The 11,986-nt window shown below is 75.0% G+C and carries 11 protein-coding genes; 7 read left to right on the top strand and 4 right to left on the bottom strand.

Going from position 1 to position 11,986, the window contains the following annotated elements:
* Nucleotides 1-542: 542 nt before the first annotated feature.
* Nucleotides 543-1,445 (bottom strand): DUF3027 domain-containing protein, encoded by a 903-nt coding sequence (locus ACFYYN_RS02690; protein WP_499512473.1) that lies wholly within the window; start codon nucleotides 1,443-1,445, stop codon nucleotides 543-545.
* Nucleotides 1,446-1,659: 214 nt separating this feature from the next.
* On the opposite strand from ACFYYN_RS02690, the gene ACFYYN_RS02685 reads away from it, so the two are divergent.
* The 4 genes from ACFYYN_RS02685 to ACFYYN_RS02670 all read left to right on the top strand — a co-directional run bounded on the left by ACFYYN_RS02685 (nucleotide 1,660) and on the right by ACFYYN_RS02670 (nucleotide 5,167).
* On the top strand, nucleotides 1,660-3,039 hold the full coding sequence (locus tag ACFYYN_RS02685) for an MFS transporter (RefSeq protein WP_499512474.1): 1,380 nt from the start codon (nucleotides 1,660-1,662) through the stop codon (nucleotides 3,037-3,039).
* Nucleotides 3,040-3,111: 72 nt separating this feature from the next.
* Nucleotides 3,112-3,582, top strand: a complete 471-nt coding sequence (locus ACFYYN_RS02680) for a hypothetical protein (RefSeq protein ID WP_499512475.1) — start codon at nucleotides 3,112-3,114, stop codon at nucleotides 3,580-3,582.
* Between the two features lie 26 nt (nucleotides 3,583-3,608).
* Nucleotides 3,609-4,310, top strand: coding sequence for a futalosine hydrolase (locus tag ACFYYN_RS02675; RefSeq protein WP_500544410.1), 702 nt, complete (start codon nucleotides 3,609-3,611; stop codon nucleotides 4,308-4,310).
* Entirely contained in the window at nucleotides 4,307-5,167 is an 861-nt protein-coding gene (locus ACFYYN_RS02670) for a 1,4-dihydroxy-6-naphtoate synthase (RefSeq protein ID WP_500544409.1), read from the top strand. Before ACFYYN_RS02675 ends, ACFYYN_RS02670 begins: the two co-directional genes overlap by 4 nt.
* Before the next feature lie 20 nt (nucleotides 5,168-5,187).
* On the opposite strand, the gene ACFYYN_RS02665 is transcribed toward ACFYYN_RS02670, so the two are convergent.
* Nucleotides 5,188-5,571, bottom strand: a complete 384-nt coding sequence (locus ACFYYN_RS02665) for a cold-shock protein (protein WP_319161765.1) — start codon at nucleotides 5,569-5,571, stop codon at nucleotides 5,188-5,190.
* Between the two features lie 186 nt (nucleotides 5,572-5,757).
* Here ACFYYN_RS02665 and ACFYYN_RS02660 point away from each other — a divergent pair, with 186 nt between their 5' ends.
* The gene (locus ACFYYN_RS02660; RefSeq protein WP_500330361.1) at nucleotides 5,758-6,003 is read left to right on the top strand and encodes a hypothetical protein; all 246 of its coding nucleotides are present in this window, start codon (nucleotides 5,758-5,760) and stop codon (nucleotides 6,001-6,003) included.
* Here ACFYYN_RS02660 and ACFYYN_RS02655 read toward each other — a convergent pair.
* Nucleotides 5,973-6,617, bottom strand: coding sequence for an HAD family hydrolase (locus ACFYYN_RS02655; protein ID WP_500330362.1), 645 nt, complete (start codon nucleotides 6,615-6,617; stop codon nucleotides 5,973-5,975). The genes ACFYYN_RS02660 and ACFYYN_RS02655 overlap by 31 nt on opposite strands.
* A 10-nt stretch (nucleotides 6,618-6,627) precedes the next feature.
* Nucleotides 6,628-7,476 (bottom strand): HAAS signaling domain-containing protein, encoded by an 849-nt coding sequence (locus ACFYYN_RS02650; RefSeq protein ID WP_500544408.1) that lies wholly within the window; start codon nucleotides 7,474-7,476, stop codon nucleotides 6,628-6,630.
* 301 nt (nucleotides 7,477-7,777) lie between these two features.
* Here ACFYYN_RS02650 and ACFYYN_RS02645 point away from each other — a divergent pair, with 301 nt between their 5' ends.
* Together ACFYYN_RS02645 and ACFYYN_RS02640 are read left to right on the top strand one after the other, a co-directional pair.
* Nucleotides 7,778-10,195: a helicase-associated domain-containing protein gene (locus ACFYYN_RS02645; protein ID WP_500544407.1), complete on the top strand. Its 2,418-nt coding sequence runs from the start codon at nucleotides 7,778-7,780 to the stop codon at nucleotides 10,193-10,195.
* Between the two features lie 152 nt (nucleotides 10,196-10,347).
* On the top strand, nucleotides 10,348-11,979 hold the full coding sequence (locus ACFYYN_RS02640) for a DNA repair helicase XPB (RefSeq protein ID WP_499512482.1): 1,632 nt from the start codon (nucleotides 10,348-10,350) through the stop codon (nucleotides 11,977-11,979).
* Nucleotides 11,980-11,986 lie beyond the last annotated feature (7 nt).

Below are 11,986 nucleotides of genomic sequence, written 5' to 3'. Positions count from 1 at the left end.
CGGACGGAGCCCACACGGCCCCCAAGGAACGCCCAGCGCCACCTGCTCCCAGGCGTCGGCCGCCGACGGATCCAGCGACCATGGGCCGAGTTCCCCTGCCGGAATGGCACCCTCACCGGCGCGCAGCGACCCCAGTCCCGACCCGGACGGGGCGGCACCCCACCTGGCCGCGAAGGGCAGCCCGCGCAACCCGCGCGCGACCGTCGGCCGTGGCCGAATCACCCAACCGGGACGACCAGCGCCCAACGGCCCCGGTGGGCCCCGGACCAGGCCCGACGCGGACGGAGCCCACACGGCCCCCAAGGAACGCCCAGCGCCACCTGCTCCCAGGCGTCGGCCGCCGACGGATCCAGCGACCATGGGCCGAGTTCCCCGGCCGGAATCGCACCCTCACCGGCGCGCAGCAGCCCCAGCCCCGACCCGGACCAGGCGGGGCGGGTGGCGGAGGCCACACGGCCGCCGAGGCGCGCCGTCCGCGGCGCGGGCGGTCGGGCGGCGGAGCGGGGGGCACCGACGCGCCGCCCCGGGCCGCGGCGGAGCCGTCAGCTGTGGCCGAGTTCCTCGGCCGGGGTGGTGTCCTCGACGGAGCCCTGGCGGTCGGGGTGGAGGGGGAGCGGCTCGATCGCGGTCTCGTCGAGGACGGGCGGCGCGGGCCGGGGCGTCTTCGGCATGACCGCGGCCTCGGAGTGCGCGCCGCACCCGTAGGCGAGCGAGACGACGCGTCCGTCGGCCGGGGAGAACTCGTTCGCGCAGACGCCGAAGGCCTGCCGCAGGGAGCCCGCGATCGGGACGAGGAAGCCGCAGGAGACGCACTGGGCGGGGGCGGCCTGGGCCATCGGGGCCTTGGGGCCGTACTCGTCCTCCCAGCGGTCCGCGGCGACGTGCAGCCCGTACCGGGACAGCACGCGCGGCCGGGCCATGCCGATCTCCTCCGCGACCGCGGCGATCGTGCCGACCGTGGGCGCCATCGGCAGGGTCGCCGGGGGGCCGCCGGAGACGTCCGCGTCCTCGGCCTCGACGAGCTCGGCCATCTCCTCGGAGACCGGCGAGTTCGGCGGCGGGGCGTCCTCCCCGGAGAAGCCGGTCTCCAGGCGCAGGTCCTCCGCCTCGGTGGGCAGCAGGTCGCCGGGGCCGAGGTCGCCGGGGCGCAGGCGCTCGCTCCACGGCACCCATTCGGGCGCGAGGACGGCCTCGGGCCCGGGCACGAGGACCGTCTCGTCCAAGGTGATGGCCTTGGCGCGGGAGGCGCGGGTGAGCGTGACCGCCCAGCGCCAGCCGCGGTAGGAGGCCTCACGGCAGTCGAACAGGTGCGTAACGACGCGGTCGCCCTCGGCGACCGCCCCGAGGTGCTCGCCGACCGCTTTCTCGCCGAAGGCCTCGACGGCGGCTTCGAGGGCGAGGTCGACCGCCTCGGCGCACAGGCGGTCAGGGGTACGGCTTCGCATCGCAGCACTCACAAGAATCGATTCTCTCCTACGCCGTCTTACGCGTGCGCCGCCGAGGGTCGGGCGGGGCGGTGGCGGAGCGGACCGGAGGACCGCTTCAAACGCTGCCTGCCCGTACGTCCACGGGCGCACCTGATGACTCCATTCTGCGCGATCGCACGCTATCGGTGCGCGCCCCGTTCGGAAAGCCGCCCGGTAGGGCAGACTGGCGAGCGTGGCACGCACAGTGACGTCCGGCCCGGGACCGGTTCGCAGGGCGGGGAACGCCGTCGCGCGCGCCACGCAGCGTACGTCGTCCGCCGTGGTGCGGCGCGTCCGGCGTCACACGCACTCGGGCGGGGCGGGCGAGTCGGGCCTGGCGAAGCTGATCGAGCTGCACGCGGTGAACTCGGCCGGCGACATGCTGATCACCGTCGCGCTCGCCAGCACGATCTTCTTCTCCGTGCCGACCGGTGAGGCGCGCGGCCGCGTGGCGCTCTACCTGCTGGTCACGATGGCCCCGTTCGCGCTGCTGGCCCCGGTGATCGGGCCGCTGCTGGACCGCATCCCGCACGGCCGGCGCGCCGCGATGGCGATGTCGATGCTGGCCCGGGCGATCCTGGCCTGGACGATGGCCGGGGTGGTGGCGACCGCCGGACTGGAGCTGTACCCGGCCGCCTTGGGCGTGCTCGTGGCGTCGAAGGCGTACGGCGTGGTGCGCAGCGCGGTGATGCCACGGCTGCTGCCGGCCCGTACGACGCTGGTGAAGGCGAACTCCCGGGTGAGCCTGACGGGCCTGCTGGCCACCGCCGTGGCGGCGCCGATCGGCGGGCTGCTCCACCTGATCGGGCCGGGCGTGCCGCTGTACGGGGCGTTCGTCGTCTTCGTCGTCGGGACGCTGCTCTCCTTCTCCCTCCCGCACAAGGTGGACTCCGCCAAGGGCGAGGCGCGCGCCGAACTGACCTCGGGTGAGGAGGTCGAGCACCACCGCCTGGGCCGGCAGTGGCGGGAGAAGCGGCCGGGGCTGCGGAGCGTCGGCGGCCCGGTGCTGCACGCCCTGCAGGCCAACGCCGCGCTGCGGGCGCTGTCGGGGTTCCTGACCCTCTTCCTGGCGTTCCTGCTGCGCGAGCATCCGCTGGGCGGCCTGTCGGGGCCGGTGTCGCTGGGCCTGGTCGCCGTGGCGGCGGGCACCGGCAACGCCTTCGGCACCGCGCTGGGCTCCTGGCTGCGCGACCGCGGACCGGAGCGGATCATCATCAGCGCGCTGGCCGCCGCCCTGGCGGCGACGTGCGTGGCGGCGGCCTGGTACGGCGTGCTGACCATCGCCGTCGTCGCGGCCGCGGCGGGCATCGCGCAGGCGCTGGGCAAGCTCTCGCTGGACGCCCTGATCCAGCGGGACGTGCCCGAGGAGGTGCGCACCTCGGCGTTCGCCCGCTCGGAGACCGCCCTCCAGCTGGCGTGGGTGATCGGCGGCGCCATCGGCATCGTCCTGCCGCTCAACGGCACGCTGGGGATGGCGGTGGGGGCGGCCCTGGTGGCGCTCGGCGTCACCTTCTCGGTCCGCGGCCTGATGACGGGTGCCCGGGGACGGGCGACACGTCCGCGCACCGTCTGAGCGGGGGTGGCCAGGGGACACGAGCGGGCCCCCCGCGTAGCGGGAGCGCGACCGCCCGGTAGCCTCACCTTCATGAGCAATCGCCGCCGTGCCGCCGCCCTCGGTGCCGTGTCCCTCGGGCTGATCGCCCTCTCCGCCTGCGAGAAGCCGACCCCCCTGGCGACCGTCACCGTCGGCGACAGGACCGTGACCACCGAGGCCACCAGCAAGTGCTACCTCGACGGGAAGAAGCTTTCGGAGCAGGTCTTCCTGGCCTGCCTGCAGGGCAAGCCCGAGAAGACCATCACGGTCCGGCCCGGTGACAAGGTGCGGATCGGCGTCGACCCCGCGATCGCCGAGAAGGGCTGGGTCGTGGCCGCCGGCACCTCCGGCAAGTCGGGGCTGCTGAAGGACACCACCTACCGCTCCTTCGACGCCGAGACCCTGCTCTCCGACGCGCAGACCGGTGCCGCGGCCAGCGAGGTGACCCTCAACATCATCGAGACCGCCGGCGCCCAGGACTACCTCGGGGTCTGGCAGTTCAAGCTGAAGTCGGCGGGCTGAAACCGTCCGCTGACTGCGCCGAGGTCATGATGCCCCGCCTCCTCGTCGTCACCGCCGTCCCGGCGGAACGCGACGCGGTCGTCCGCGGGCTCGGCGGCACGCCCGCCGAGCAGCCCGTACCGGGTGGCCGCGTGCTGCTGCGCACCGCCCTCGCGGACGTGCTGGCCGCGGGCGTCGGCCCCGCCGCCGCGGCGGCGGGCACGGCGGCGGCGCTCACCGCGGCGCGGTACGGGCTCGTCGTCTCGGCCGGGATCGCCGGCGGCTTCCAGCCCCACGCACCGGTCGGCTCGGTGGTCGTCGCGAACGCGATCGTCGCCGCCGACCTGGGCGCGGAGGGCCCGGAGGGCTTCCTCCCGGTCGCCGAGCTGGGCTTCGGCACCTCCGAGCACCGGCCGCCGGGACCGCTGTCCCGCCGGGTCGCCGACGTGCTCGGCGCGGCGTACGGGCCGGTCCTGACGGTGTCGACGGTGACCGGGACGGCCGGGCGGGCCGCGGAGCTGACGCGCCGTCACCCCGGCGCGCCGGCCGAGGCCATGGAGGGCTTCGGCGTCGCGGAGGCGGCCGCGGCGCACGGGCTGCCCGTCCTGGAGATCCGTACGGTGTCCAATCCGGTGGGCCCGCGCGACCGCGCGGCCTGGCGGATCGGGGAGGCGCTCGACGCGCTCGCCGACGCCTTCGCCCGGCTCGGGAAGCAACCCGCCGTACTCGACGTTGGAGACCGGACATGAGCCAAGAGCGCGCACTGCGGATCGCCTACTCCCCGTGCCCCAACGACACCTTCGTCTTCCACGCCTGGGCGCACGGCCTGGTCCCGGGCGCGCCTGCGATCGACGTGACCTTCGCGGACATCGACGTCACCAACGGGATGGCCGAGCGCGGCGAGTTCGACGTCCTGAAGGTCTCGTACGCGGTGCTCCCCTACGTGCTCGACGAGTACGCGCTGCTGCCCTGCGGCGGCGCGCTGGGCCGCGGCTGCGGCCCGCTCGTCCTGACCAGGGACGAGGGCACCGGCAAGGGCGCCGACCTGAGCGGGCGCACGGTGGCGGTGCCGAGCGAGCGCTCGACGGCGTACCTGCTCTTCCGGCTGTGGGCGGCCGCCGAAGTGCCGGGCGGCGTCGGGGAGATCGTCGTCCTGCCGTTCCACGAGATCATGCCGGCGGTACGGGACGGCCGGGTGGACGCGGGGCTCGTGATCCACGAGGCGCGCTTCACCTACCAGGACTACGGGCTGCACAAACTCGCGGACATGGGCGAGCACTGGGAGCAGACCACCACGCTGCCCATCCCGCTCGGCGCGATCATCGCCAAGCGCTCCCTGGGCGAGGAGCGTCTGCGCGAACTGGCGGCCGCGGCCCGTTCCTCCGTGCACATGGCCTGGGACGAGCCCGAGGCCTCACGCGGCTACGTCATGGAGCACGCGCAGGAGATGGACCCGAAGGTGGCGGACCAGCACATCGGGCTGTACGTGAACGAGTTCACCTCGGCGCTCGGCGAGGAGGGCTACGCGGCGGTCCGCGGGCTGCTCACCCGGGCCGCGGCCGAGGGACTGGTGCCGCCCCTCGGTCCGCACGCGCTCGAGTCGTGAGCCCGCACCCGGGCGGGGGGTCAGACGTCCAACTGGTCGGCGACGACGCGCAGGACGGACGCGATCTTGTGGCCGTGGGCCTTGTCCGGGTAACGGCCGCGCTGCAGCGAGCGGGCGACGTCCTCCAGCAGCGTGGTGAGGTCCTGGACGATGGGCAGCAGTTCGTCGGGCTTGCGCCGCTGCGCGGCCGCCACGGACGGCGCCGGCTCCAACAGGGTCACCGACAGCGCCTGGTCACCGCGCTGTCCGGCGACGACGCCGAACTCGACTCGTTGCCCCGGCTTCAGCGTGGCCACGCCGTCCGGCAGGACGGAGGAGTGCACGAAGACGTCGCCGCCGTCGTCGCGGGAGAGGAAGCCGAAGCCCTTCTCGCTGTTGAACCACTTGACCTTGCCGGTAGGCACGTCCGACCTCGTCCTCGCTGTAGACAGAAAAAAGCTCTTGGATAGCAAGACAGCGGGCCTCTTGGCAGACCCGCTGCCCATAAGGCTAATGGCCCAGGGGCGTGTGACAAGACTCCGTGGTCTTCCTGCCCCGGCCACCGTCCGGCCGGTGCGCTGCGACTTCCCCGGGCGATCTACCCTGGTCCGGTGACCACCGAAACCCGGAAACCCGGCGATCTCCTCGTGCGCGCCGGCGCCGCCGTCTTCGTCGTCGGCGCGCTCGGCACTCTGGCCACCGTGGCCCCGCTCTTCCTGGGATCCGACCCTCTGCCGACCGCCGCCTACCTGGTGTCGATGCTCATGGGCGTCGGCTTCGCGCTGGCCCTGGCCGGGCTGCTGCGCTCCGCGCGGGCGCAGAGCCGTCAGGCGACGGCGCCGGGGTCCGGGGCGTAGGAGGCGAACCAGGCGGGGAACTCCGTCAGGTCGGCCAGCACGACGTCCGCCCCCGCGGTGCGCAGTTCGTCCGCCGTGACCGGGCCCGTCGCCACCGCCACGGACAGCGCGCCGGCCGTACGGGCCCCGACGACGTCCCCCACGTGGTCCCCGACGTAGACCGCCGCCCCGTACTCGGTCAGCGCCTCGGCCTTCGCCTCGGCCCACAGCCAGCCGCGCACCTCGTCGACCTCCAGGCCCAGGTGCGTGAGGTGCAGCTTGGCGTTCGGCTCGTGCTTCGCGGTGACCACGACGGCCCGCCCGCCCGCCGCGTGCACGGCGGCGACGGCCTCGCGCGCCCCGGGCATGGCCGGGGTCGGGGCGATGGCGAACTCGGGGTACAGCGCCCGGTAGCGGTCCGCGACCGCGGGGACGTCCTCCGCGGGGAACCAGTGCGCCAGCTCCCAGTCGAGCGGCGGCCCGAGGCGGGTGACGGCAAGCGCGGCGTCGACGAAGACACCGGTCTCCTCGGCGAGGCGCTCGTACGTGGCCTTGATGCCGGGCCGTGAGTCGATCAGGGTCATGTCGAGGTCGAACCCGACCGTTATCGGGGACGTCGGCTGGGAAGCGGGCATGGCAGCCACTCTAACGAGGCCGCCGGCCGGCCCTGCTCCCCCGCCAGAGCAGGAAGGCGGCGGAGGCGACGGCCGCGATCCGCACGACCGTGGGCAGCGCGTCGGCGATCGCGGCGTCCAGGCCGCCCTCGGGGATCGGCTCGCCCCACCGTCCGGCGAAGCGGCCCCAGATCCAGATCAGCGCGGCCGCGGCGGTCAGCCCTGGCAGGCCCAGCGCCGCGAACCGGGACGCGCGGCGGGACAGGCGGCGTGAGCCGTACGCCACGGCCCACCCGGCGAGGAGGGCGATCCAGGAGCCGAGGACGGCACCGGTCAGCAGCAGGAGCGCGGCGACGGACTCCAGGAGACCGGCCCGCCACCGCCACGGCCCGCGACGCGTGGCCGGCGCCGCGTCCGGCTCGGCCTCGGGCTCGGCCTCGGCCTTGGCGGCCGGGGCGGCCTCCGGCTCCTCCTCCGGGGTCAGCGGGATGATCAGGCCACCGGTCATGCCGGGCAGCCCGGCGAGTTCGTCACCGGGCAGGAACGTCCGCGACGCGGACGGCGAAGGCGAACGCGACTGGGTGCGCTGGTCGGGCAGCCGCCACCACTGCGGCTCCGCCGGTGCGGGCTCCGCCGGGGTGCGGGGCGCGGGCACCGCGGCGGCGGCCTCCCCCTGCACCACGGCGTCCGGGGCGCCCAGCCGGCCCAGGATCCGCCGCACCACGGCGGGGTTGTCGCTGCCGTGCCGCTCCCGGTCGATGTCCTTGCGCAGGCGTGCCACCAGGTCCCGCCGCCGGTCCGCCGGGAGGGCGGTCTGTGCCAGGTCCCCCACCTTGCTGAGGTAGTCCAGTACCAGCCGGTCGCTCTCCTCCGCACCCATGCCCCGACGCTACCGCCCCGGGCCGCGCCCGGGCATGGTTGCGGGTCGGCCGCTCGCCGGAGGCGAAGCGGGCTGGCGCAACCCCACGACGGCGCCGCGCCTGTGCGGTACCGCGGGTTGCTCCGGCGTCCGCACCCCGGTGGGTGGGGTGCGCCCACCCTCCCCCAGCCTTCGGCCGGGGGGACCCCCATGCCCAGGGACGACTGCCCGCAACCCCACACACCCGCACCGGGCACGCTTGGGGAAAAGCGGGGGCGACGCCCACCATGGGTTGGGGACGGGCAGGGCTAATGTGGGGGAGATGAGCACTGACGGCCCCGCGGCGGCGCCGCGCACGCTCGCGGAGGATCTGCGCGCCCGCGGCGACGACGCGCTGTCCGCACTGCTCCGGGCGCGCCCGGACCTGCTGAACCCGGTCCCTAACGACCTCTCGCAGCTGGCGACCCGCGCCGGCACCCGCGCCTCCGTCGTCCGCGCCCTCGAACGCCTGGACCGGTTCACGCTGCAGACCGCCGAGGCCCTGGCCGTCGCGCCGGACGGCGCCGGACACGACGCGCTCGCCGCGCTGATGGGCCCGGAGTCGGCGGAGGCGCTGCCCGGCGCGGTGGCGACGCTGCGGGCGCAGGCACTGCTGTGGGGCGGGGACGACCGGCTGCGCCTGGTGCGCACCGCGCGCGACATCCTGGCCCCGGCCGCGGGGACCCCGTCCCCGACCGGCCTCGGGCCGACCGTGGCCGAGGCGACCTCCGGCATGTCGCCGACGCGGTTGCAGCAGATCCTCACGGTGGCCGGGCTGCCGCCCACGCACGACCCGGTGAGCGCGGTGGGGTCGTTGACCTCGCTGTTCGCCGACCGCGCGCGGATGGCGGCACTGCTCGACGGCGCGCCCCCGGAGGCCGTGGCGGTGCTGCGCAGGCTGGCGTGGGGCCCGCCGTACGGGGAGGTGGCGGACGTGTCGGTGCCGCCGCCCCCGGTGGCCTGGCTGCTGGAGCGCGGGCTGCTGCTGCCGGCCGGGGCGCGCAACGTCGTGCTCCCCCGCGAGGTGGCCCTGCATCTGCGCGACGGCAGGGCGCACCGCGCCCCGGAGCCGGTCGCGCCGGCCGTGGAGCCGAAGCAGCACGATCCACAGGCTGTGGACAGGACCGCCGCGGGTCAGGCCTTCACAGCGGTCCGTACGGTCGAGGAGCTGCTGAAGCAGTGGGAGACCGGCGGTCCGCCGGTGCTGCGTGCGGGCGGGCTGAGCGTGCGGGACCTGAAGCGGGTGGCCACGGCACTGGACGTGCCGGATCCGCTGGCCGCGTTCTGGGTGGAGGTGGCGTACGCCGCGGGCCTGGTCGCCGCGGACGGGGAGCTGGACGAGGCGTACGCGCCGACCCCAGCGACCGACGGGTGGCTGGCGCTGCCCGCCGAGGACCGCTGGGCGGCCCTGGTCACGGCGTGGCTGGCCGCCACCCGCGTACCGGGTGTCGTCGGCACGCGGGACGTGAAGGGCCGCGCGCTGGCGGCGCTCGGCCCCGACCTGGACCGTTCGCTCGCCCCGGAGGTGCGCCGCCGGACGCTGGAGCTGCTGGCCGCGCTCCCCGAGGGCGCCTCGGCGGACCAGGACGCGCTGTTGGCCCGGCTGCGCTGGGAGCGCCCGCTGCGGGGCGGCGCCTCGATGGACCCGCTCCGCGCCGACCTGGTGCGCTGGACGGTGACGGAGGCGGAGATGCTGGGGGTCACCGGCCGTGGCGCGCTGGCGGCGCACGGCCGCGCGCTGCTGCGGCGCTCCGGGGACGCGGCGGCCGTGCTGCTCGGGCCGCTGCTGCCGGAACCGCTGGACCACGTGCTGCTCCAGGCCGATCTGACGGCGGTCGCGCCGGGCCCTCTGCAGCCGCACCTCGCCGAGACCCTGCACGTCCTGGCGGACGTGGAGTCCAAGGGCGGCGCAACCGTCTTCCGCTTCACCCAGGAGCCGGTGCGCCGGGCGCTGGACGCCGGCCGCACCGCCGCCGACCTGCACGCCTTCCTCTCCGCTCACTCGCGCACGCCCGTGCCGCAGCCGCTGAGCTACCTCGTGGACGACGTCGCCCGCCGGCACGGACGCCTGCGCGTGGGCGCGGCTTCGGCGTACGTGCGCTGCGACGACGACGCGCTGCTCAGCGAGCTGCTGGCCGACCGCCGGGCGGCCGGCCTCGGGCTGCGCCGCCTCGCGCCGACGGTGCTGGCGGCGCAGAGCGATCCGGCGACGCTGCTGGAGCGGCTGCGCGCGCTGGGCCACGCGCCGGCGGCCGAGTCCGCCGAGGGCGATGTGCTGATCACCCGCGCGGACGCCCGGCGCACCCCGCCGCGCAGCGCGCCGGTACCCGTGGTGGACGGGCCGCCGACCCCGGACGGGACACTCCTCGGGGCGGCCGTCAAGGCGATCCGGGCCGGTGACCGGGCCTCGACCGCGGTCCGCAGGGAGTCCGCGGAGCGCCCGGGCGGCCAGGGCGACGGCCGGCTGCCGCGCACGGCGGCGGCCGAGACGCTGGCGACGATGCAGGCGGCGGTGCTGACCGGCGAGTCGGTGTGGATCGGCTACGTCAACGCGGAGGGCGCGGCGAGCCAGCGCGTGATCGGCCCGATCCGGGTGGAGGGCGGGTTCGTCACCGCGTACGACCACACCGCCGACGAGGTCCGCACCTTCGCGCTGCACCGGATAACGGGTGTCGCCGAGCTCGCCGACGACCTGGCGTGACCCTGCCGCGGGGCGGGGACGGGGCGCCGCCCGGGGGCGGGGCGCGGTATCGATCCGGAGGACCGGGACGTTTCCCCTCGGGGATGGGGGACCATGGATAGTTCAGCCCGGCCCCCTTCCCGGTCCCGGCCCGCCCATTCGCGGAGGTTTGCGTGTCCTGCCTGATCGTCCAGAGCGACAAGACCCTGCTGCTGGAGGTCGACCACGAGCTCGCCGACGAGTGCCGGCGTGCCATCGCCCCCTTCGCCGAACTGGAACGGGCGCCCGAGCACATCCACACCTACCGGATCACCCCGCTGGGGCTGTGGAACGCCCGCGCCGCCGGGCACGACGCCGAGCAGGTCGTGGACGCGCTCGTGCAGTACTCCCGCTACCCGGTGCCGCACGCACTGCTGGTGGACGTCGCCGAGACGATGGCCCGCTACGGCCGGCTGACGCTGAGCAAGCACCCGGCGCACGGCCTGGTGCTGACCTCCACGGACCGTCCGGTGCTGGAGGAGATCCTCCGCTCGAAGAAGATCACGCCGCTGGTGGGCGCCCGGCTCGACCCCGACACGGTGGTCGTCCACCCCTCCGAGCGCGGCCAGATCAAGCAGGTGCTGCTCAAGCTGGGCTGGCCGGCGGAGGACCTCGCCGGTTACGTGGACGGCGAGGCGCACCCGATCGAGCTGGACCAGGACGGCTGGAAGCTCCGCCCCTACCAGGAGCAGGCGGTGGAGGGCTTCTGGCACGGCGGCTCGGGCGTGGTCGTGCTGCCCTGCGGCGCCGGCAAGACGCTGGTGGGCGCGGGCGCGATGGCGCAGGCGAAGGCGACGACGCTGATCCTGGTGACGAACACGGTCTCGGCCCGGCAGTGGAAGCACGAGCTGGTGAAGCGGACCTCGCTGACCGAGGACGAGATCGGCGAGTACAGCGGCACCCGCAAGGAGATCCGTCCGGTCACCATCGCCACGTACCAGGTGCTGACGACCAAGCGGAAGGGCGTCTACGCGCACCTGGAGCTCTTCGACTCCCGTGACTGGGGCCTGATCGTCTACGACGAGGTGCACCTGCTCCCGGCGCCGGTCTTCAAGTTCACCGCGGACCTCCAGGCCCGCCGCCGGCTCGGCCTGACGGCGACGCTGGTGCGCGAGGACGGCCGTGAGTCGGACGTCTTCTCGCTGATCGGTCCCAAGCGCTTCGACGCGCCGTGGAAGGAGATCGAGGCGCAGGGCTACATCGCGCCCGCCGACTGCGTGGAGGTGCGGGTCAACCTGACCGACTCCGAGCGGCTGGCGTACGCGACCGCCGAGCCGGAGGAGAAGTACCGCTACTGCGCGACGACCGCGACCAAGCGCAAGGTCGCCGAGGCGCTGGTCGCCAAGCACCGCGGGCAGCAGACGCTGGTGATCGGCCAGTACATCGACCAGCTCGACGAGCTGGGCGAGCACCTCGGGGCGCCGGTGATCAAGGGCGAGACGACCAACGCCCAGCGCGAGAAGCTCTTCGACGCCTTCCGGCAGGGCGAGATCTCGGTGCTCGTGGTCTCCAAGGTGGCCAACTTCTCGATCGACCTGCCGGAGGCGACGGTCGCCATCCAGGTCTCGGGCACCTTCGGTTCCCGTCAGGAGGAGGCGCAGCGCCTCGGCCGGGTGCTGCGGCCGAAGGCGGACGGTCACGAGGCCCGCTTCTACTCCGTGGTCGCCCGCGACACCATCGACCAGGACTTCGCCGCGCACCGCCAGCGGTTCCTGGCCGAGCAGGGGTACGCGTACCGCATCGTCGACGCGGACGAGCTGCTCTGACCCGTCC

The sequence above is a fragment of the Streptomyces sp. NPDC001902 genome (assembly GCF_042891295.1).
Lineage (GTDB): Bacteria > Actinomycetota > Actinomycetes > Streptomycetales > Streptomycetaceae > Actinacidiphila.
The sequence above is the reverse complement of the archived record's forward strand: the minus strand, read 5'-3'. Positions and strand labels throughout refer to the sequence as shown.